This window comes from Candidatus Chazhemtobacterium aquaticus, from assembly GCF_009936135.1.
GTDB classification, from domain to species: Bacteria; Patescibacteriota; Microgenomatia; order UBA1400; family Chazhemtobacteraceae; genus Chazhemtobacterium; species Chazhemtobacterium aquaticus.
In genome coordinates this window covers 542,641-561,965 of the sequence record NZ_CP047901.1, presented here as the reverse complement: position 1 = coordinate 561,965, position 19,325 = coordinate 542,641, and the positions used below count along the sequence as shown (strand labels likewise).

Here is a 19,325-nt window from a genome sequence, read left to right as displayed (position 1 = left end):
TGTGCAAGCCTTAATTTAGGATTAAGCTAATAACATGTTTTTGAGACTGTTACAGCGAGTGGGCTCTTTTTTTATGGATATCATCGAGGTGTTTGTGATCTCGATGTCCATATTCATCGTAGTCTACTTGTTTTTGATGCAACCCCATCAGGTGAAGGGCAACTCAATGTTTCCGACTTATCATGATGGTGAGTATTTGATGACAGATAAGGTGACATATAAGTTTAGAGAGCCTAAGCGGGGTGATATTGTGGTGTTTAAGGCGCCAGTAAATGAGGATTTTGATTTCATTAAAAGAGTGATTGCAGTGCCTGGTGACAAAATTTTGATTAAAGATGGTGAGGTATATGTTAACGGTGAGATGTTAAACGAGGTTTACTTACCTGATGAGTATGACACCAGAGGAGGTAGGTTCTTGCGAGAAGGAGTTGAGGCTGATGTGCCAGAGGGAACATATATTTGTATTGGAGATAACCGGGGACACTCGAGTGATAGTCGTGAGTGGGGACCAGTGCCAATGGAGAATATTGTAGGCAGGGTGTTTTTCCGTTACTGGCCATTTAACCGATTTGGTTTGGTGGGTAATGATGGCTGGGAGGTATTTACAGCTTTAGATTAGGGTTACTCCAAATCCTCGGGGTTTTGTGTATCAACTGGCGGATGAAAGTCTTGGCCAGTGATGGATTTGTAGATACGGCTGATCTGTGACTCGGTGGTGAGAGGATCACCTTTTAAGGCAATATGGATGGCGGTCTCGATTCTGGAACGGCGGATTTTGACGGTGGCGTTGTTGCCAAGAGAGGTAGTCAATCGCTGAGACATGAGGTCAATTTCATCGTCTTTAATATCAGGCTGAGGGATAGCTTTGCTGGCCTTTTCGTAGGTTAGTTTGTTCTTGTAGCGACGAGCTAGGGCCTCGGCACGCCGGACAGAGCCGTTTTCACGCAAGATAATCTTGTAGGCCTCGATCATGGTGGCGGTGTCTGGAATAGCTGAGAGAGCCCTGGCGTGACCCTCAGAGATGACACCGGATATGAGGCCGTCTTTTAGGGCATCAGGAAGCTGAAGTAAACGAAGTGAGTTGCTGATATATGCAGGGCTCTTGCCAATGCGGTTGGCCACTTCTTGGTTGCTTAAATTAAACTCGGTCATGAGCCGGTCGAATGACTTGGCTCGATCAACTGGATTTAGATCAGTACGCTGAACGTTTTCAATGATGGCCATCTCAAGCATACCTTGAGGGGTGGTCTCTTTGATTAAAACAGGAACCGAGGAAAGTCCGGCGATACGAGCGGCACGCCAACGACGTTCGCCAGCAATGATCTGATAACCGGCTGGAGTGTGAGCAACGACTAAAGGCTCGATAATGCCATGGATTTTGATGGAATCAACTAGATCGGCAAGAGAGTCAGGGGTAATGACACCACGGGGCTGAAGCGGATTAGGCTGAAGTTGATCGATGGGAAGGGTAGTAGCCTGGTCGGCCATTATTTAGTGATAGTGATGTACTTTCGGGAGTGTTTGGTGATGAAAGAAACAACACCGTCTCTTAAAGCGAAAATAGTAAAGTCTCTGCCTAGACCAGTACCGTCACCTGGGTGAAACTTGGTACCACGCTGACGAACTAGAATCTGTCCAGCTTTAACAGGTTGTCCTCCAAAAAGTTTGACTCCCAGTCTTTTACCAGGACGCTGTGCATGTTGTCGGGCTTTACCACCGGATTTAACTTTTGACATATTTTCTTAATAATTGACGATTATTGCTTTTCCAAGACGACGATTTGGCGTTCAATCTGCGCCCCTGGCCGTGTGAAAATTAGATCGTTACGGAGAGTATTGTAGCCCAAGTTTTCACGAGCGTCAATGAAATCGGCGGTGGTATAGGAACGATCCTGGCCGTGGAAAATGGGGAGAGCGATGACGACACGGGCTTGAGGCTTTAAAAACAAAGCCCAGTGTTTAAGAGCTCCTAGATATAGCTTTTGTAGACCATGCGCAATGTCTGACAACTTGTCTTGGGAAGGTGAGGCGGGGCCTAAGGTTGGCTCGGTGACTATAAGGTCGATTTGATCAACGAGCTGATCCTTTAAATTGGTAGCATTGGCCTGAAAAACAGTAGCTGGTTTTAGGGGAGCACAAGCCTGATTCTCATCTAGCCAGTCAAGGTTGGTTTTAGTGCCGGCAACCTTGTCGGCTGAGAGGTCTGAGCCTATTACCTTGATACCCTGGAGAGCGGCTTCCATAAGGATGGTGCCGGTACCACAGAAAGGATCAAGTAGAGTAAGTCCCCCCGGGTCTTTGTCCCCTACTGCCAGATTGACCATGATGCGCGCCAGTTTGGGAGGGAGCATGCCGGATTTGGGAGTAACGAAAGGTTTGCGACGATCGCGATTGATCCAGGATTTAAAGGAGTGAACCCAGGTAGTTTGGTAAATGTTGAAATCGGAGTCGATGGTTAACTCAACGGCTTTTTGTTTGGTGATAATGACGGGAGAGATGCCGGTTGAGGTAGGGGCTATAAAACGAGTGCGGAGCTGGTTGTCGACTAAGCGTTGTTTAACCTCGTTTGATAACTCATATGACTCCTGATTGGTGGCGTCAAGCAGGTTGAGTGAAAAGTTCTTGGCTTGCTGATCAAGCAAAAGTTTGACTAAATCATCTTGAAGTTGTTTGGCAGAGGAGGTTTGTTTTAGAACGGCAATTTTGACCGTGCCACCTAATCTACAACCAAGAGAGGGAAGATCTAGGGAGGTGGGAGAATCAAGCTTAACAATACTCTGATGAGGCGTAGTTAATTTAGCCTCGGGTATAAGACTAGTAAGCTCTGCCTGCGAGAGGAGGCTGTTTTGACCTAAAAAGAAGAGATAGGAGTTCACTTGAGTGAGATCTTGGTGACTGTAAGTTTGGTTTGGGGTTGACGATGACCCTTGCGGCGGCGGTAGCGGGATTTGGCTTTAAAGCGGGAGATGTCGATTTTTTTACCCTTACCAAGTTCTTCTACCTTTAGAGTGACGCTGGCTCCTTTAACTAAAGGAGTGCCGACAGTGGCTTTGTCATCTTCAATGACTAAAAGAACCTGATCGGTGGTGAAGGTCTTACCGACTTCTAGATCAAGATGTTGGTCAACTGAGAAAGTATCGTCCTTAGAGACGAGATGTTGGTGACCTGATAGTTCAATAACGGCTTGAGTATTTGCCATGAGGGGTATTTTACCTAAACTTTGGAGAAAAGGCTAGACAGACAGTCAGCGTGGAGGGTTACTCGTGTCTATAGTCATCCAGGTACTTCTGGATGTTTGTGGGCGAGTAGCTTTCCAGGGCTTCGTCGGTCAACTCCATTTGGCAGAGGTTGTTTATTTCGCTTTCGATTGCGATTGCTCGTTGCCAGTCGGTGTTGCCCCCTCCGAAGTTTGTTATTTGATTTTGGTTCTTGGCCATTTCGAGATATCCCTTGGCTATGTCTTCACACCCCATTGGTTCGCTACCAAGTATAAGCCTGAAGGTTTCTATTGTACCTAGATCATCCCGACACTTATCATAAAAATCAAACCATTGTTGGCTTGGTGCGCCTCTTTCTTCAGGGAATTGCTGTCGTGTTTGGCTAACACAGTAACTGTCTTTTGCAGAGTCGTAGGCATAAACTTTGAATATCGTCCCTACGACGAGGAGGAGAAGAGCGATTACTATTGTGATTGTTGTTTTGTTCTTCATATTTCTTCTTTCTTTAATTTTACTTTAATCTGGTTTCTTTATAAAAAAGAAAATGGTAATACCTTTTCGGGAAGTTTCTACGGCTGTAGTCTGCCCAGTCAGGTGTGAATAGGTGTTACCAAGTTGTTAACTACTCAAGGCGTAATTCTCACGGCTTTCGTGAGCTAAGCCCTAATTGGCTATGACCATCTGCAGAGTTGGTACACTCCGGGTGAGAACGGAATTGGTACTCCGTCGATCCAGGGGAATCCAGCTTCTGCGTATCCATTGCCGTCCGGGTATGCCCAGAGATTTGCGTTTGGCACATACCAAGGTTCGGTTACCTCCCAGTTGTTGGCGGACATGTTGACGACAAACCACACATAATGGTGGCCGTCCCTCCAGCCGAAGCCTTGGCCCGAAAAACAGGTTGCGGCCTGGGCGGGTTGTACTGCGACTGCAAGCGACAGGGTTGCAAGCAGGATTACAACGAGCATTAGGTTGAGAGTCTTACGACTCCGGGAAAGTGTACGCACAGTTTCACCTCCATGCGTCTTGATGGTACTCGGATGTTAAAGCGCCTGACCACGATATAAAATAAACGGTTCTTGAGATAAGTCAACCCATCGGTCAGCCGGTCTTTTTGGAGGTAGCAATAACCAGACCAAATGTGATGGCAAATGAAAGAAGCGAGCTACCACCATAGGAGAAGAGAGGCAGGGTGATACCAGTGACGGGCATGAGACCCAGGTTCATACCAACATTGACAATGGTCTGAGAGAAAAACTGCCAAAAGGCACCAGCGGCAATTAAACTTGCGAAAAGGTCGGGGTTATCAATCTGTTTAGTTAACCAAAGTAAGATCAAAGTCAGGCAGGCAAGTAATATGGTGGTGCCAACTAATCCAAATTCCTCGGCGAAAGAGGCAAAGGCAAAGTCGGTGTGGCGTTCGGGTAAGAAACGTAAGTGTGATTGAGTTCCCTGGCGGACGCCTTTGCCGATAATGCGACCGGAGCCAATGGCGATCTGAGACTGAATGACGTTGTAACCACTACCAGAGGGGTCCGCATATGGGTTTACAAATGAGGTAAGACGGCGTTGTTGGTAGGGCTCAAGTAGTTGGTAACCTAGAGGTAGAGCGATAAGGCCGGTGAGTAAAAGAGCTAGAAGATAGCGGCGAGGCAGGCTGGAAACAAGCATCATGCCAAACCAGATAAAGGAGATGATAATGGTAGAGCCTAGGTCAGGTTGAAGCAAAACCAGTAGAGCAATGGGGAGAAGTAAAAGAATACGGGTAAATAGCCAGCGCCAAGGACGCAGGATAGGTTGGGTTAAGAAGTAGGCAAAAGAGAGAATTATGAGCGACTTGGCGGTTTCAGAAGTTTGTAGGTGAAAAGGGCCGATCTCAATCCAGCGGACAGAACCACGAGTGACCTGACCAAGGATATAGGTGAAGATGAGAGAAAGGATGGCGATAACGTAAGCAGGGAGAGCCAGAGAGCGAAGGGTTGAAATTGAGGTCTGGGAAATAATGATGGTGACTAAAAGAGAGAAGAGGATGAAGGTTAACTGAGTAAGAGCCAGAGACGGGGTGGTACTCCAGATAACGGAGAGGCTAAAAACTAAAACGACGAAGGCAGCTAAGATGGGTGGTGTGGCACGCATTAGACCTTGGTAACGGTCAGTTCTGGCCCTTTAGTCAAATGGCGAACCAGAGCTTTGGACTTAATTAAATCCTGTTGAGACTCGGGCCAGTCGGGCAGGGTGACATCGACTTGGTCGGTGAAGGCGCAGTTGGCTTCTTTACGGGCTTGTTGGATATCGCGGATAAGCTTTCTGGCCTCACCCTCCTGCTGCAACTCAGGAGTGAGAGTAAGATCTAGTTCAGCTTTAAGTTCCTCACCTTTGTCTAAAACAATCTCTTTGATGTTAAGTTCTGATTTGATGATCTCAATCAATGCCAGATCAAGATTGGTGGTAGGAGCTTTGACTTTAAGCGAGGACAACGGCTGACGAACCGGAATATTAGCGGACTTGCGTTGGGAGTGACCCAGCTCACAGATCTGGCGAACTAGTTTCATTTGATCTAACAAGGCCTGATTGACCTTTGATTCGGTCTGGGGCCAGTTGGCTAGATGAACCGTCTCCTCTCCGGTTAGATTGGTATATATCTGATCGGCTAAGAAGGGGGTGAAGGGCATAAGTAAGCGGCTTAAGGTTTCAAAACAGGTATAGAGGGTGTGGTAGCAGGTGTTTTTGTCATCAGAGTCTGGAGTGTTGGGGCCGATGCGATCCCTAGAACGGCGAATATACCAGGTAGAGAGGTCCTGAACAAAGTCCTCGATGGCCTGGGTGGCAGAAAAGGCATTGTATTTCTCAAGATTGCTAGTAACGGTGTTAACAGTTTGGGTTAGACGAGACAGAATCCAGTCGTCGAGTAAGGTAGGGGTGAGTGACTGGTTAGAATCGAGCGTCCAACCCTCCATAGAGGCGTAGTTGACGAAGAAACGGTAAGAGTTCCAGAGGATCATGTGGAAACGGCGTTTAACGTCATTGGTGAGGTTGTAGCCAAACAAAAGATTGCGTTCTGGATTGTGACGGGCAAAGGTCCAACGCATGACATCAACGCCAATCTGGTCGGCGGCTTCATTGAACTCAATGGAGTTGCCCCAGGACTTGTGCATGGCCCGACCGTCTTCGCCGAGCATGGTGTTAAAACCTAAAACATTGTTAAAGGGAGCGGTGTCCTCAAGAACGGTGCTCATAGCAATCATGGAGTAGAACCAGTTTTTGAACTGGCCGGGGAAGGATTCGGTGATAAAGTCAGCCGGGAACCACTTGTCAAAATAGCGCCGGTCATCGGTGTAACTTAACTTGTTGGTTTTGGGATCAATGAGAGTGGAGAAAGGAACAATGCCAGCATCAAGCCAGGGATTGCCGACCGGTTCGATGCGGGAGGCGACTCCCCCACATTGGTCACATTTAATCTTGACGGCATCAATTTGAGGTTTATGGGGGGATTTGCCAGCAAACTGATCCCAACCAGAAACAGCTTTTTGTTCAAGTTCTTCCCGGCTGCCAATAACCTGGAAATGACCACATTCAGAACACTCCCAGATGGGCAGAGAAAGACCCCAGTAACGGTTTTTCTTACTGATGAGCCAGTCGTGCATGTTGTCCAACCAGTCCAGTTCACGATCTAGACCAAACTCAGGAATCCAGTTGATTTGGCGGGCTACCTTCTTCATACGCTCTCTTAAGGTAGGTTTGCCTTTGTCCATGGCGATGTACCATTCATCGGTGACCTTCCAGACAAGTTCGGTTTTGCAGCGCCAGCAGGCGGGATATCGGTGGGTGTAGTTTTCAAGCTTGAAAACCCAGTCGATACCTTCTTTTTGATCTTCGCTGGTTAGATAGTCGAGGATGAGCTCTGGGTGTTTCTTGGCATTTTGTCCAGACAAGAAACCTAAGCCCTCAAGATATGAGGCGTCGTCGTTGATAACGGGAATCATGGGAAGGCCAAGTTTTTGACCTAGCTTAAAGTCTTCTGATCCGGCACTGACGGCAGTGTGAACCAAACCCGTTCCTTCTGTGGTAGTGATGGGGAGAATCTGTTCGTCGGTGGCGATAACAGTATGGAAAAGCGGATGACCGGAGATGTCTTTGACAGCCGGCAGGTGATCAAATGGGCCTAAATACTTAAGACCAACCAAGTCTTTACCTTTGAGAGTTTTGACGACACCTTGATGATCCTGACCAAAAACCCGATCAAGGGTATCCTTGGCGATATAGAAGAGATTGCCGTCGTTGCCTTTGACTAAAACATAATCTAGTTTGGGATCAACGGTGACAGCAATATTGGCGGGGATAGTCCAGGGAGTGGTGGTCCAGATGATAAGAAACTCACCAGGCTTGTCTACCAGGGGTAACTCAAGATAGATGGCTTTGTGAGTCACTTCTTTGTAGTCCTCGGTGAGCATCTCATGTTGGGAGATGGCGGTCTGACAACGGGGGCACCAGGGAACTGAGTCATGACCTTTGTAGATCCAGCCGTTTTGATGACAAACCTTGAGGAAGTGCCAGATCATGTAGTTGTTCTGATCGGACATAGTGAAATATGAGTTGTCCCAGTCCATGAAGTAGCCTAAGCGTTTGCTTTGGTCGGTCTGAATACCAGAGTATTTTAAGACTCTGTCTTTACACTGTTGGACAAATTTGTCGATGCCATAGTTCTCGATTTCTTTTTTGGTCTTGAAACCTAGCTCTTTTTCAACCTCTACCTCAACCCAGAGACCCTGACAGTCAAAACCATTCTGGAAACGCTGGGCGAAGCCTCTCATGTTATAGAAACGCTGCCAGAGGTCTTTGTAGGTACGACCCCAAGCATGATGGACACCCATGGGATTGTTAGCGGTGATGGGGCCATCCTGGAAGAAGAACTTTTGCGGAGCTTCGTCATTTTTGTGAAGATAACGATCGACAATACCAGATTCATACCAGGACTTGAGTAATTCCTTCTCCTGAGCTATGAAATCAGGTTGGGCGTCGACTGGTTTGATGGTGTGTTTGGATGACTTGGCGCGAGGCATGGATTTATTGTATACAGCTTTAGGAATGATGACCAGCTAGGTGAAATTGATTGATGAGTAGCGTGATTATATGTTGGGGGGAATATAATTGCAACTTGCTCTGTTATGGGATAATATTGCATTACCGTATCCTTTTAAAACGAAAGGGTTTTCGCACCATGACAGCTTCAGATGGCAGATTCGTCGTTGACAGTGTCGCAATAATGGTATGCCTGGGCGGCAATGGTTCCGCTCCCAGCGTGAACATAAAAGTGGACAACGAGAGAGTGGCAATTCAGCCGCCTGGCCGTTACGAGTTTTCTTTCAGGAGACCCGCCGCCGTCTTCATTGAGTGCTTCCTGCCTTGCGGTAAAACGCAAGAGAGAACCAAGCACACGCTCCAGGAGATGGTGGTGGTGTTGACCGACGATGGCATGCTGGGCATCCTCACAGACAAGGGTGAGATGACCATCTGTTCAGGAATGCCAGGCGTACTGGTCGAATCAGAAGAACCAGAGACCGAAGCGGAAGTTGTTGAGGCGTAAGCTTCAAGGGGTGTCTGCACTAATGCAGGAGCAGACACCCTTTTTTACGGGGTGAAAGACTAACTTTTACGTCTTAAGAAAGCGGGAATATCCAGTTCGTTATCAATATCGACTTCGGAGTGTTGGAATTTGTCATCAAGCTTGGGTGAGGATGGTGGTGGATCGTCTGAGTCATCCTGAGTGGAGGTGTTACGGGTAGAGAAATCAGTAGATTGAGTTTCTGAAGGGCTAACAAAGGGTGAGACAGAACGGTTAACAAAACTTTGGAGGCGGCGGCGTGACTCATCAAATCCAGTGGCTATAACCGAGATTTTGATCTCGTCTTTCATATCATCCTTGATGGTGGCACCAAAGATTATGTTGGCGTCAGCGTCAGCGGCTTCAATAATGACCTGAGCGGCTTCGTTAACCTCGGACATGGTCATGTCTCGTCCACCAGTGATATTGAATAGGATACCCCTAGCTCCATCGATAGAGGTCTCAAGTAGAGGTGAGGTAACGGCAGTGCGAGCAGCGTGTTGGGCTCGTTTTTCTCCAGAACCAGTTCCGGTACCCATAAGGGCTGATCCGGCATCAAGCATAATGGAGCGGACATCAGCGAAGTCAACGTTAACAAGCCCTGGGATGGTGATTAGATCAGAGATGCCTTGGACACCTTGGGCTAGAACTGAGTCAACAATGGAGAAGGCATCAACGAGGGAAACTTTTTGATCGACAATTTCTAGGATTTTTTGGTTGGGGATGACAATCAAGGTATCGACCTTGTCTTTCATGCTTTCAATCCCCTCTTCACCTTGAACCATGCGGCGAGTGCCTTCAAAGAGGAAAGGCTTGGTGACAACAGCAACTGTTAGAGCACCTACTTCTTTAGCTATTTCGGCAACTACGGGGGCTGCGCCAGTACCAGTGCCACCACCCATGCCGGCAGTAATGAAGACCATGTCGGTATCAGCTAAGATATCTCTGATTTTTTCTCTTGATTCCTCGGCAGCTTGGGCACCGACACTGGGATCAGCACCAGAACCTAGACCTTTGGTTAGTTTTTCACCAATCTGAATTTTGGTGGGAGCGTTGTTGGCTAATAAGGCCTGAAGATCGGTGTTGACAGCGATGAACTCGACACCCTGGATCTGGGCCTGATTGATCATGGTGTTTAGGGTATTACCACCACCACCACCGATTCCGAGAACTTTGATTTTGGCGAAGGAGTTGATTTCTGGTTTAACTAGACCCATACAATTTAAATAAGGATTTTATGTGTTTGGTTGGGCAAATAGTAACAGTTTCTCTAGTTTTCCACAAGCTAAGCAAATCAGATTTAGGGTAAAAGTTGTTTGATCCAAGAAGCGCCCTTGTTAACAATTCCTTTACCGGGCAGGCTCTTGAAGATGTCGGTGAAACCACCGGAGAATTTAGCTTCGGAATCGGGGTGAGAAACGGCATAGAGAATTAAGCCGGTGGCAGCGGCGTAAGCTGGAGAACTGATCTCATCTATAAGACCATTTAGACCAGTAGGTTGACCAATGCGAGCGGGTAGTTGAAGGGTTCTTTTGCAACTGTCTAGCACAGCAACAGTCTCGGCTCCCCCACCAGTGATAACGATACCAGCCGGAGTGGAACCAGCAAAACCAGCGCGTTTGATTTCCTCACCAACAAGGCCAAAAATCTCATTGAGGCGAGGGCGGATAATACCGTCAACTAAGGTTTTGCGAGAGGTGGTGCGGATCTCCTCCTTTAGACCTAAGCGGGCTAGATTGATATCATCATCTTTGCGTTTGTTGTCGGTTGTGTCCTGAGTTGTCGTGGGCTGGGGTTGGCGCTCAAGTGCGGTTAGATGTTGCTTGATTTTTTCAGCAGATTGAAGCGAGATGCGTAGGCCAATAGCTAAGTCATTAGTGATATTTTTGGCACCAACCGGTAAGACGGCGGAGTGAGACAAAGCTCCGTCTACAAAAATAGTTAGGGAAGTAGTACCACCACCAATATCAACCAAGACGACTCCAAGTTCTTTCTCGGTTTCGGAGAGAACGGCTTGAGCAGAAGCTAAACCGGTAAAGACAACGTCCTCGATGTTGGTGCCTAGATCGGCAACACACTTGGTTAAGTTCTTCATGACAGCAGTGGAGCCGGTGACTAGATGGGCCTCGGCTTCAAGACGGACACCAGTCATACCCAAAGGGTCTCTGACACCTGATTGAGAATCGACTATAAACTCGCGGGGAATGACGTGAATGATTTCTCTGGATGAGGGAAGGGAAACAGCCCGGGCGGCTTCGATGACACGATAGATATCATCCTGGGTGATCTCTCCTTCTGGATTGCCAACGGCAACTACTCCTTTAGAGTTCTGGGATTGAATATGTTCACCGCTAACGGAAACGAAAGCAGAGTTAATGGAGTAACCGGCCATGCGTTCGGCGGCTTCGACCGACTCGGTGATGGAGGCAATGGCTTCGTCAATATCGACTACCTGGCTTTTTTTGATACCGCGACTGGGAGCAGAACTGACACCAACGACATTAAGACGCTGTTCATCCTGGGAAGGATTAACAATGATAGTAGTGATTTTGCTTGAACCGATATCGATTCCGGTAATTAAGTGAGGCCTGGCCATGAAGCTGATTGTGTGTATATAAACTTAGTAACTTGAGACGACCGGCTTGTTAAAGCGCAGGTCTATTATAGCGCGGTCAGATTTGATTGTATCCGCTGCGCGAATTTGTTGTAAAGTGCTGATTGCGGTTAAGGGGTCGGCATCAAGGGGGAAAACAACATAAAGTGAGGGTTTTAAGTGGACAATCAGATTGCCTTGGTAAAACCAACCCTTGGTAAATGGAATTGCTGAGAGATTAAGTTCCTGGTGGTAGAGATAAATTTGGGCAAGAGTGGTAGATGAGAGCTGGTCAGGTGGAGAGGTTAAGAAGAATACCGGAGATGGGGCAGACTCGCGATTGGAGATAAGCTGGCCTTTTGAGGTAATGGTAACAGTGTCGGTGTATGAATCTGATAGAGCAAAAATTACGGTTTGGATGGGACTGACAACTAACTGGTTGGCTGATTGACTGGAGGGGGTGGCCTCGGGGGTGATAGTGGGGAAAGGTGAGGGTGAGACTGACTCAACTAGACCTAGAACCAGAGGGTCTGATTGTGAGACAAGGGTGGCATTGAGGGTGTGAGGAAAAGATAAGCTTAATTTAGCATCGGAGAGCGAGGGGTCGATCTCAAGAAGCCGCTGGCCAATTCTAGATGGTTTTAGGAAGAGAGAGACCTTGCCTTGGTATGAGTTAAGTAGATCAAGATGAAGAGGGAGACATTGTTTGTCATCATAGGAGCATTTGATGTCTTTGACTCGGATCAGGTCTGATTTAAATAGATAAAGAAAAAGGAAGAAAATAAGAACTAAGATAACCAGTTGAGGTAACAACTTAAGCCAGTTGGAGGAGCCTGAATATATGCGGGAACGGCGGTTTGGTGTAAGTGGCTTAGCGCGACGACGGCGACGATAACGAATCATTAAGATAGGGGGCTAGATGGGAAATAATTTGGTCGGTGGCATCGGTGCGAATGGTAGATACAGGTTTTTTTAATTTCAACTTTAATGCCTGGTTAATGGCCACCTCAAGATTGTCGGGGGAGAGATCTTTTTCCTGAAGAACGATGCCAGTGCCAAGGCGTTTAAGCAACTGGGCATTCTTGTCCTGCTCGTGATGGGAGACCCAGGGAATGGGAATAAGTAAGCTTCGCTTGTTAAGGAGGAGTAATTCATAAGTAGTGTGGGCACCGGCTCTGGCAATAACGAGGTGGGCAGTTTTAAGATAGCGGACGGCATCTTGAGCAAAGAAGTAAGGCTGGTGTTTGTAGCGAGTACGAAGATTTTTTGGCAGTGAGGCCTTGACCCGACGGGCTTTGTCTTGGTCTGAGGTGATGGTGTGAGCACCGGTTTGATGAACGACTTTGTATTTTTCAACCAGCTTGGGAATAAGGGGGAAGAGGGCCTTGTTGATAACAGTACTACCCTGCTTACCACAGGTGATGTAAATGAGGGGTGGCTTGGGACGTTTGTAGGTGGTCTGTTCAAGTAAGCTGGGTCTGATAGGTAGACCAGTGACAAAGGATTTGTGCTGAGGATAGTTTTTAAGTGAGCTTTGGTGGGTGAGGAAGATTTTTTTGACAAAGGGAGTGATGGCACGATTGGCCCAGCCAGCGGTGACGGTTTGCTCATGAGTGACGGCAGGGATACGAAGCAACCAACCGGCGATGACAACGGGGACGGACAAGTAACCGCCAAAGGAGACAATTAAGTCAGGTTTGGTGGAGAGAAGATAGGCAAAAGACTGGATGAAGCCTAGGATAATTTTTAAAAACTCAAGCGGATTGGTGACACGATAAAACTTGCCGGTTTTAAGCTCGTAGAAAGGAATGCCTGAGCCGGTCACCTCCTGGTATTCGGCGCTAATCTGTTTGTCACCACGCATGGTGAACTTGTGACCAACCCAGATAATTTTGTGGCCCTGAGTACGAAGCTTTTGGGCAACTACTAAAGCTGAGTTGTGATGACCGCCGGTGAAGATAATGGTTTTGGACATAGTGAATGTTTGTTTTTTTAAGTCTTGAGGGTCTTGGCGATGCTGGTTAAGACCCCTACGGCAACCAGAGTACTGATTAGTGATGATCCTCCATATGATATCAAAGGTAGAGGAATACCGGTTAAGGGAACCAAGGCCACCATGGCTGAGAGATTGAGCAAAAATTGAACCGAGATCCAACCGGCGATACCAGTGGCTAAGAGTTGATTAAAGCGATTGGTTGATTGGGCAGCAATCTTGAAAGCGAGGATGATAAGGCCTAGTAGAAGTAGGATGAGGATTAAGGAACCAATAAAACCTAGCTCCTCGGCGATGACGGCAAAGATAGAGTCGGTGGTAGCTTCAGGTAAATACTGATATTTTTGCCGACTTCTACCCAGTCCCACACCGGTTAAGCCGCCTGATCCTAAAGCAATCAAGACTTGGTTGATGTGATAGGAGGCACCTAGTGGATCTTGGGTGGGATCAAGAAAAGTGGTTAGACGAGCACGGCGATACGGTGAGGAGAGGATGAGGAAAATAATACCTAAGACACCAGTTGAGGCGAGACCGACTAGCTGGATGATGGGAGCACCGGAGACGTAGTAGATTAGAAAACCCGTAGTAGCCAAAACAATAGCGGTACCTAAGTCAGGTTGAAGCATAGTTAGGCCTAAAACTAAGGCTAGAACTGCTAAGAAATTAACCAGTTTGCGAGGGGTCTCAAGCCAGGCAGAGAGGTAGATGATCAGGGAGAGCTTGAGTAACTCAGATGGCTGGAGACTAAATCCGGGTAGAGCGATCCAACGCCTTGCACCTTGAACCTTGTTACCAATACCAGGGATGAGGACGGCGATCATTAGAAGCAAGCAGAGTAGGAAAAATGGCAGGGCGATCTTCTTGTAAAACTGGGGCGGAAGGAGAGAGGTTACAAAAAAAATAATTAAGCCCAACCCGGTCCATTTAAGTTGCTGAAAGACAAAGTGATACTTGTTACCAAAGTCTCGGTAGGCCTCTACAACACTAGCGTTGTAGACAGCCAGGAGCCCTAGTAAGAGCAAGGAAAGGGTGAGGACAAAAAGAGAGACAGCCAGAGGGTGTCGGGGATGGGGACGTTTCATGTTAGATGACGGCTAACCAGACGCCAAAGATGACCACCATAATGCCAGCTAACCAAGCGCGAGAGACAATCTTGGATTCATGCCAACCGGCTTTAAGCAGCCAGTAATGGAGAGGAGCGACTGGAAAAATGCGTTTACCACGAAGTTTGACCGAGAGGATTTGAAAGAAGCTGCTTAGGCCAATGATAATAAATGGAGCACCCATAACGATGAGGGCGATGATCTTGCCCAGCAGCAAACCAACAACAGCCAGGGTGGCACCAAAAGAAAGGGCGCCGACGTCGCCCATGAAAATACGTGCGGGGTAGACATTGAAATATAAGAAGGCAATCAGACCGCCTAGCCAGAGGGCAATAAAGATGGAGAGGGAGGTGTCAAGAATGGAAGCAGAGAGAAGCCAGAAACCAAAGAGGGTAATAAGCAGTAGTCCTCCGGCTAAACCATCAAGGCCGTCGGTGATGTTAACGGCGTTGGCAAAACCAATGACTAAAATGGCAGCTAGAGGGATATAGAAGATGCCCAGATCAAAGACACCAACAAAGGGGATGTTAAGGATGGAGATGCCTAGGTTGTAGTAAAGAAGAGCGCCAATAATTAAACCTAGAGCAACCTGAATCAAGAGCTTGTGCTTAAACTTCAGGCCGGCAAAGCCTAGGTCGCGGTCAAGCTCAAAGAAGCCAACAATATCGTCATAAAGACCTAAGATACCAAAGGAGAGGAAGGTGAAGAAAATGACATTGATCTCGCTGGCGATGGGATAAACGGAGGTGACATAGACACCAAAGAGACGAATAAGCGGAAAGATAACGGCAAAGGTAAGACCAACGGTTAAGAGTATAAGCAGTCCCCCGCCTTCCGGAGTCTTGGCCTTACTTTTGATGTGTTCTGAGGCAGCGTTTTTGTCTTTGGAGAGAATGGCTGATTTGGATTTGTAGAAGCGTAAACGGTAAAGCAGATTAATGAAGGGAATAATGGCAATGCTGGTGATAACAAAGGAGAAGATGAGTAAACCTAGAAGTAGGGCCATATTAGAGAAGATGAGGAATAAATATTACTGCACCGACAATGATAGAGGCAAAAGCAGACATAAGAACCATACCAGCTGAGGTGTCCTTGGCGATCTTGGCAGACTGGTGGTATTCATGGGTAAGTAGGTCAATTACTGACTCGATGGCGGTATTAAGCATCTCGGAGATGATGACTAAGGAAAAGGTAAAGACTAAGATCAACCATTCCCAGGCAGCTAGTGAAAAATAAAAGCCTAGAAGAGTAACCAGGGTGGCAGCGATTAAGTGAATACGAAAATTGGGCTGAGTCTTGAAGTTGTAGACAATGCCATCCCAAGCAAATTTAAAGTGAATATGATGAGTTTTCACAGGGTTAGTTTAGCAAAATTTCGGAATCAAAGGGCGAGGAGAAGCAAGTTGGCGATGTCAAACCAGAGGGGCGCGGCTGTTTCTGAGCCCCAGGGGGATGAGGTAGGCTCTCGTAGAGTAACTAACATGGTGAACTTCGGGTTTTCTGCCGGTGCAAAACCAATGAAGCTGGCAATGGTCTTGTCTTCGTCGTAATGGCCTGAGACAGGAATTTGGGCAGTACCGGTTTTACCAGCGACTTTAATGCCTTCTGGCCGATTCCATCTAACAGTACTCTCATCAACCGCTTCGACCATCATCTGAGTAACTAGAGTGGCTGTTTCTGGTGAGATGACTTGTTGGGTTTTGGGAGTAGGGAGAGAAATAAGCTTGTCGCCGTCCTTAATTTGCTGAACGATATGCGGCTGAACCCAGATACCTTGATTGGCGATAACATTGGCGGCGGCCAACATTTGAATCCGGGTGATAGCAATACCCTGACCAAATGAAGAGGTAGCCAGATCGATATCTTTAAAGTCATTAATTTGCTTTTGCTTGGGAGTGATCTCTTCCTGAAGATCGATGCCGGTCGCTTGACTGAAACCAAAGCGATTTATGTAATCAAGAAAGCTGTCCTTACCTAGCCGACGAGCGGCAAAGATCATGCCGGTGTTGTCCGAGTTGATAATCACCTCGGTCATGGTGGTACCGGGATGGTACTGGTCATTCCAGGTCTTGATGGTGTATTGGTTGATGCTGACAGCCTGATCACAGGTGGAGTCACACTTAGTTTCGGGTGAGACTACGCCAGCATCGATAGCAGCGGCCATGACAATGGGCTTGAAGATCGAGCCTGGCTCAAAAAGATCGGCTATGGCAGGATTTTTGTGGAGATTGGGATCAAATTTGTAGAAGATGCGCGGATCATACTGGGGGGCGTTGGCTAAAGCAATAACGGCACCGGTAGTAGGCTCCATAACAATGGCTGAAGCCTGAACGGCACCATATTTAAGCAAGGCTTGATGAAGCAGTTTTTCAATCTGATACTGGAGACTGCGATTGATGGAGGTAAGTAGGGTGCGCCCATCAAGTGATGAGTAACTGGTGTAGTCCCCTACCAAGATGGGGTTGCCAAAAGCATCGGTTTCCTGTTGGAGGCGTCCACCACGACCCTGGAGCTGACGGTCATAGTAACCCTCCAAACCAAAGTAGCCCTGCGGTTCACCTTGCTGATTCTGGCCGACAAAACCAAGTAAGTGAGCACTCATGGAGGCCTCAGGGTAGAAGCGAACGATCTGCTCATCAAACCCTAGTCCCTTGATATCAAGATCCTCAATGGCTTGTCGCTGCTCACGGGTAAGGTGGTGTTTTAGAGCAATCCAGGAACGGTCACTGTTAAGCTTTTGTTCAAGCAACTCTTTAGCGGCTGCTAGCTTTTCTTCCGGGGTGGGTAGGATTTCGGCTGAGCTGGTGGCCAAGTCTGGAGTACTAGCGATAATGGGAGCAACTTTTTGCACTATCTCTTGAGAACTTGCCTCCAGTTGAGGACGGTAGGCATAGAGAAGAAAGCGAGTCTCGACACCAGCCAGAATCGATTCGTCTGAGGAAAGAATCTGGCCTCTTCTGGCTGTAAGAGTAACGACTGAGTTGTGCTGGGAGGCAGCCCTAGCACTTAGGTCATCACCTCTGATGACCTGCCAGTAAAATAGGCGGGTGACAACGATAAAAGTAATTAAGGGAATAATGACCTGAAGGACCCTGATCCGGTAGGTGGTTGTCATTTAGAGAAGGGTTAAAAATATAAAACTAGCGAGAAAGGTAGGCGACAGGGGCGGGGGTGGTGAGAGCAAGTGGCTTGTCAACCTTGACGAAACCTCGAGAGTCGGCCCAGGTTTCGAGGGCGAGAAGTGAGGATTCCTTGGCAATGTCGTTGGCAAGGGCGACGTTTTCTTTACGGATTTGATTTGTTTGAGCATAGATCTGATTTAGCTGTTGGCCTTGAGTGGCAAGCAGGTTGGTACCAACCAGGTTAAGGATAGCAAGAGTGATGACGATTATGAAATTGAGCTTAAGGATGGTGTTGAGTGATGGCTTGGTCATTGTTTGGCGGCGGCTCTTAGCTTGGCGCTGCGAGCTTTGTGATTTTGGTTAATTTCTAAAACGGTTGGTTTAACCGGTTTTGAAGTTAGAATTTCAAGATTGTTTGATTCGGCTTGCTCTTTAAGGAAGTGTTTGACTAACCTGTCCTCACCAGAGTGGAAGCTGATAATGACGAGTCGGCCTTGTTTTTTAAGCAACCTAAGGGCCTGCGGAAGAGCTTGAGTGAGACTGTAGCGCTCTTGATTGACAGCCATTCTTAAGGCTTGAAAGGTTTTGGTGGCCGGGTGGATCTTGCCATGAGGCTTGATACGGGCGACTAGGTCAGCCAGTTGAGTGGTGGTAACAATGGGGGTGCGTTGACGAACCTTAACGATCCTGCGGGCAATTTTGGCGGCAAAGGTTTCATCTCCTAACTCAAGAAGTAAGCGGGTAAGCTCTTTTTGAGAGAGGGCCATAAGCAGATCGGCAGCAGTAACGCCTAGATCTGGATCCATGCGCATATCAAGAGGGCCTTCTGACTGGAAGGTGAAGCCTCGCTGTGGCATGAGAATCTGGAGGGTGGAGACACCTAGGTCAAAGAGAATGCCGTCGATGGGTAGATTGATAAGCTGGTCGAGATTGGCAAAGTTGCTACGGATAAGGAGACAGGTTTTGGCCTCAACTTGGGTTACAGGTAGCTTGACATCAAGTTTGATGTTGATGTCTGGACAGGCAGACTGTAACCGAGCTGAAGCACGCTCAAGGGCTTGGGGGTCCTGATCGATGGCAATGACCGAAGCACCTTTTTCAAGTATGGCTTGAGTGTGGCCACCATCTCCCAGAGTGGCATCAAGATAAATTCTGCCAGGTTTGACCTGAAGATACTCTAAAGCTTCTTTAAGTAAAACTGGTTGATGTTGATACTCGGTCATATATTTAGCTCACTAATGGCAGTCTCGATTTGGCTTGAATCTTGTTCTAACTTCTCAAGGTGCGAATGATAGCGGCTTTGGTCCCAGATCTCAATGCGAGTCAGAGCTCCGGCTACGACTATCTTTTTGGTTAAGTTGGCCTGTGATCGAAGATGGTCTGGGATCAAGGTGCGTCCCTGTGAATCCAATTCGAGTGGTGTTGCTTGTTGGACTAGCAATCGAGTGAAGTTCCTGGCTGCTGGATTGGTTAAGGGAAGGGAGGCCAGCTTGGCGGAGAGCTTCTTCCAGGATGAAGCGGGGAAAAGAAAAAGGCACCCATCCAGACCTCTGGTGATGACGCCACCAGATTTTAGTTGGGAACGAAAGCTCTTGGGAATGGCGAGACGGCCTTTGTTTTCGAGATTGTGGTAGTAACGGCCAATAAACATATTGCATAGTCGCAGGCAAGGTGACTTAACTTCTAATGATATCG

Annotated in this window: 20 protein-coding genes; 2 read left to right on the top strand and 18 right to left on the bottom strand. The window is 47.6% G+C overall.

Annotation, left to right across the window (positions count from 1 at the left end):
* Positions 1-34 precede the first annotated feature (34 nt).
* Positions 35-619 carry a signal peptidase I gene (gene lepB, locus MICH65_RS02915; RefSeq protein WP_161931932.1) on the top strand — a complete coding sequence of 195 codons (585 nt, stop codon included), beginning with the start codon at positions 35-37 and terminating at the stop codon, positions 617-619.
* 2 nt (positions 620-621) lie between these two features.
* On the opposite strand, the gene MICH65_RS02910 is transcribed toward lepB, so the two are convergent.
* The 7 genes from MICH65_RS02910 to ileS form a co-directional block, all read right to left on the bottom strand.
* Entirely contained in the window at positions 622-1,488 is an 867-nt protein-coding gene (locus MICH65_RS02910; protein ID WP_161931931.1) for a ParB/RepB/Spo0J family partition protein, read from the bottom strand.
* Positions 1,488-1,736, bottom strand: coding sequence for a 50S ribosomal protein L27 (locus MICH65_RS02905; RefSeq protein ID WP_161931930.1), 249 nt, complete (start codon positions 1,734-1,736; stop codon positions 1,488-1,490). The genes MICH65_RS02910 and MICH65_RS02905 overlap by 1 nt, the downstream gene beginning before the upstream one ends.
* A 20-nt stretch (positions 1,737-1,756) precedes the next feature.
* Positions 1,757-2,875, bottom strand: coding sequence for a TRM11 family SAM-dependent methyltransferase (locus MICH65_RS02900; protein ID WP_161931929.1), 1,119 nt, complete (start codon positions 2,873-2,875; stop codon positions 1,757-1,759).
* Positions 2,872-3,198: a 50S ribosomal protein L21 gene (gene rplU / locus MICH65_RS02895; protein WP_161931928.1), complete on the bottom strand. Its 327-nt coding sequence runs from the start codon at positions 3,196-3,198 to the stop codon at positions 2,872-2,874. The genes MICH65_RS02900 and rplU overlap by 4 nt, the downstream gene beginning before the upstream one ends.
* Before the next feature lie 58 nt (positions 3,199-3,256).
* Positions 3,257-3,709, bottom strand: coding sequence for a hypothetical protein (locus MICH65_RS02890; RefSeq protein ID WP_161931927.1), 453 nt, complete (start codon positions 3,707-3,709; stop codon positions 3,257-3,259).
* A gap of 609 nt (positions 3,710-4,318) precedes the next feature.
* Positions 4,319-5,353: an FtsW/RodA/SpoVE family cell cycle protein gene (locus tag MICH65_RS02885; RefSeq protein ID WP_161931926.1), complete on the bottom strand. Its 1,035-nt coding sequence runs from the start codon at positions 5,351-5,353 to the stop codon at positions 4,319-4,321.
* Positions 5,353-8,277, bottom strand: a complete 2,925-nt coding sequence (gene ileS, locus MICH65_RS02880; RefSeq protein ID WP_161931925.1) for an isoleucine--tRNA ligase — start codon at positions 8,275-8,277, stop codon at positions 5,353-5,355. Before ileS ends, MICH65_RS02885 begins: the two co-directional genes overlap by 1 nt.
* Positions 8,278-8,435: 158 nt before the next feature.
* Here ileS and MICH65_RS02875 point away from each other — a divergent pair, with 158 nt between their 5' ends.
* Complete coding sequence (locus MICH65_RS02875; protein WP_161931924.1) at positions 8,436-8,801, top strand: hypothetical protein; 366 nt, start codon at positions 8,436-8,438, stop codon at positions 8,799-8,801.
* A 59-nt stretch (positions 8,802-8,860) separates the two neighbouring features.
* Here MICH65_RS02875 and ftsZ read toward each other — a convergent pair whose 3' ends face one another.
* The 11 genes from ftsZ to mraZ form a co-directional block, all read right to left on the bottom strand.
* Positions 8,861-10,036: a cell division protein FtsZ gene (ftsZ, locus tag MICH65_RS02870; RefSeq protein WP_161931923.1), complete on the bottom strand. Its 1,176-nt coding sequence runs from the start codon at positions 10,034-10,036 to the stop codon at positions 8,861-8,863.
* An 83-nt stretch (positions 10,037-10,119) separates the two neighbouring features.
* Positions 10,120-11,415 carry a cell division protein FtsA gene (ftsA, locus tag MICH65_RS02865; RefSeq protein ID WP_161931922.1) on the bottom strand — a complete coding sequence of 432 codons (1,296 nt, stop codon included), beginning with the start codon at positions 11,413-11,415 and terminating at the stop codon, positions 10,120-10,122.
* Positions 11,416-11,439: 24 nt separating this feature from the next.
* Positions 11,440-12,315, bottom strand: a complete 876-nt coding sequence (locus MICH65_RS02860; RefSeq protein ID WP_161931921.1) for a hypothetical protein — start codon at positions 12,313-12,315, stop codon at positions 11,440-11,442.
* Positions 12,284-13,387 carry a UDP-N-acetylglucosamine--N-acetylmuramyl-(pentapeptide) pyrophosphoryl-undecaprenol N-acetylglucosamine transferase gene (locus MICH65_RS02855; protein ID WP_161931920.1) on the bottom strand — a complete coding sequence of 368 codons (1,104 nt, stop codon included), beginning with the start codon at positions 13,385-13,387 and terminating at the stop codon, positions 12,284-12,286. The genes MICH65_RS02860 and MICH65_RS02855 overlap by 32 nt, the downstream gene beginning before the upstream one ends.
* Before the next feature lie 17 nt (positions 13,388-13,404).
* Positions 13,405-14,487 carry a putative lipid II flippase FtsW gene (ftsW, locus tag MICH65_RS02850; protein ID WP_161931919.1) on the bottom strand — a complete coding sequence of 361 codons (1,083 nt, stop codon included), beginning with the start codon at positions 14,485-14,487 and terminating at the stop codon, positions 13,405-13,407.
* Position 14,488: 1 nt separating this feature from the next.
* Positions 14,489-15,514, bottom strand: coding sequence for a hypothetical protein (locus MICH65_RS02845; protein ID WP_161931918.1), 1,026 nt, complete (start codon positions 15,512-15,514; stop codon positions 14,489-14,491).
* Between the two features lies 1 nt (position 15,515).
* Positions 15,516-15,863 carry a diacylglycerol kinase family protein gene (locus tag MICH65_RS02840; protein ID WP_161931917.1) on the bottom strand — a complete coding sequence of 116 codons (348 nt, stop codon included), beginning with the start codon at positions 15,861-15,863 and terminating at the stop codon, positions 15,516-15,518.
* Positions 15,864-15,889: 26 nt separating this feature from the next.
* The gene (locus MICH65_RS02835) at positions 15,890-17,623 is read right to left on the bottom strand and encodes a peptidoglycan D,D-transpeptidase FtsI family protein (RefSeq protein ID WP_161931916.1); all 1,734 of its coding nucleotides are present in this window, start codon (positions 17,621-17,623) and stop codon (positions 15,890-15,892) included.
* A 25-nt stretch (positions 17,624-17,648) separates the two neighbouring features.
* Positions 17,649-17,942 carry a hypothetical protein gene (locus tag MICH65_RS02830; protein WP_161931915.1) on the bottom strand — a complete coding sequence of 98 codons (294 nt, stop codon included), beginning with the start codon at positions 17,940-17,942 and terminating at the stop codon, positions 17,649-17,651.
* Positions 17,939-18,853 (bottom strand): 16S rRNA (cytosine(1402)-N(4))-methyltransferase RsmH, encoded by a 915-nt coding sequence (rsmH, locus tag MICH65_RS02825; protein ID WP_161931914.1) that lies wholly within the window; start codon positions 18,851-18,853, stop codon positions 17,939-17,941. The genes MICH65_RS02830 and rsmH overlap by 4 nt, the downstream gene beginning before the upstream one ends.
* A complete protein-coding gene (gene mraZ, locus MICH65_RS02820) occupies positions 18,850-19,281 on the bottom strand; it encodes a division/cell wall cluster transcriptional repressor MraZ (RefSeq protein WP_161931913.1) in 432 nt (143 codons plus the stop codon). The genes rsmH and mraZ overlap by 4 nt, the downstream gene beginning before the upstream one ends.
* Positions 19,282-19,325: the final 44 nt, after the last annotated feature.

Coding starts and splice junctions, on each gene's coding strand:
- lepB (WP_161931932.1), top strand. CDS start 35: ATGTTTTTGAGACTGTTACAGCGAGTGGGCTCTTTTTTTATGGATATC.
- MICH65_RS02910 (WP_161931931.1), bottom strand. CDS start 1,488: ATGGCCGACCAGGCTACTACCCTTCCCATCGATCAACTTCAGCCTAAT.
- MICH65_RS02905 (WP_161931930.1), bottom strand. CDS start 1,736: ATGTCAAAAGTTAAATCCGGTGGTAAAGCCCGACAACATGCACAGCGT.
- rplU (WP_161931928.1), bottom strand. CDS start 3,198: ATGGCAAATACTCAAGCCGTTATTGAACTATCAGGTCACCAACATCTC.
- MICH65_RS02890 (WP_161931927.1), bottom strand. CDS start 3,709: ATGAAGAACAAAACAACAATCACAATAGTAATCGCTCTTCTCCTCCTC.
- MICH65_RS02885 (WP_161931926.1), bottom strand. CDS start 5,353: ATGCGTGCCACACCACCCATCTTAGCTGCCTTCGTCGTTTTAGTTTTT.
- ileS (WP_161931925.1), bottom strand. CDS start 8,277: ATGCCTCGCGCCAAGTCATCCAAACACACCATCAAACCAGTCGACGCC.
- MICH65_RS02875 (WP_161931924.1), top strand. CDS start 8,436: ATGACAGCTTCAGATGGCAGATTCGTCGTTGACAGTGTCGCAATAATG.
- ftsZ (WP_161931923.1), bottom strand. CDS start 10,036: ATGGGTCTAGTTAAACCAGAAATCAACTCCTTCGCCAAAATCAAAGTT.
- ftsA (WP_161931922.1), bottom strand. CDS start 11,415: ATGGCCAGGCCTCACTTAATTACCGGAATCGATATCGGTTCAAGCAAA.
- MICH65_RS02860 (WP_161931921.1), bottom strand. CDS start 12,315: ATGATTCGTTATCGTCGCCGTCGTCGCGCTAAGCCACTTACACCAAAC.
- MICH65_RS02855 (WP_161931920.1), bottom strand. CDS start 13,387: ATGTCCAAAACCATTATCTTCACCGGCGGTCATCACAACTCAGCTTTA.
- ftsW (WP_161931919.1), bottom strand. CDS start 14,487: ATGAAACGTCCCCATCCCCGACACCCTCTGGCTGTCTCTCTTTTTGTC.
- MICH65_RS02845 (WP_161931918.1), bottom strand. CDS start 15,514: ATGGCCCTACTTCTAGGTTTACTCATCTTCTCCTTTGTTATCACCAGC.
- MICH65_RS02835 (WP_161931916.1), bottom strand. CDS start 17,623: ATGACAACCACCTACCGGATCAGGGTCCTTCAGGTCATTATTCCCTTA.
- MICH65_RS02830 (WP_161931915.1), bottom strand. CDS start 17,942: ATGACCAAGCCATCACTCAACACCATCCTTAAGCTCAATTTCATAATC.
- rsmH (WP_161931914.1), bottom strand. CDS start 18,853: ATGACCGAGTATCAACATCAACCAGTTTTACTTAAAGAAGCTTTAGAG.
- mraZ (WP_161931913.1), bottom strand. CDS start 19,281: ATGTTTATTGGCCGTTACTACCACAATCTCGAAAACAAAGGCCGTCTC.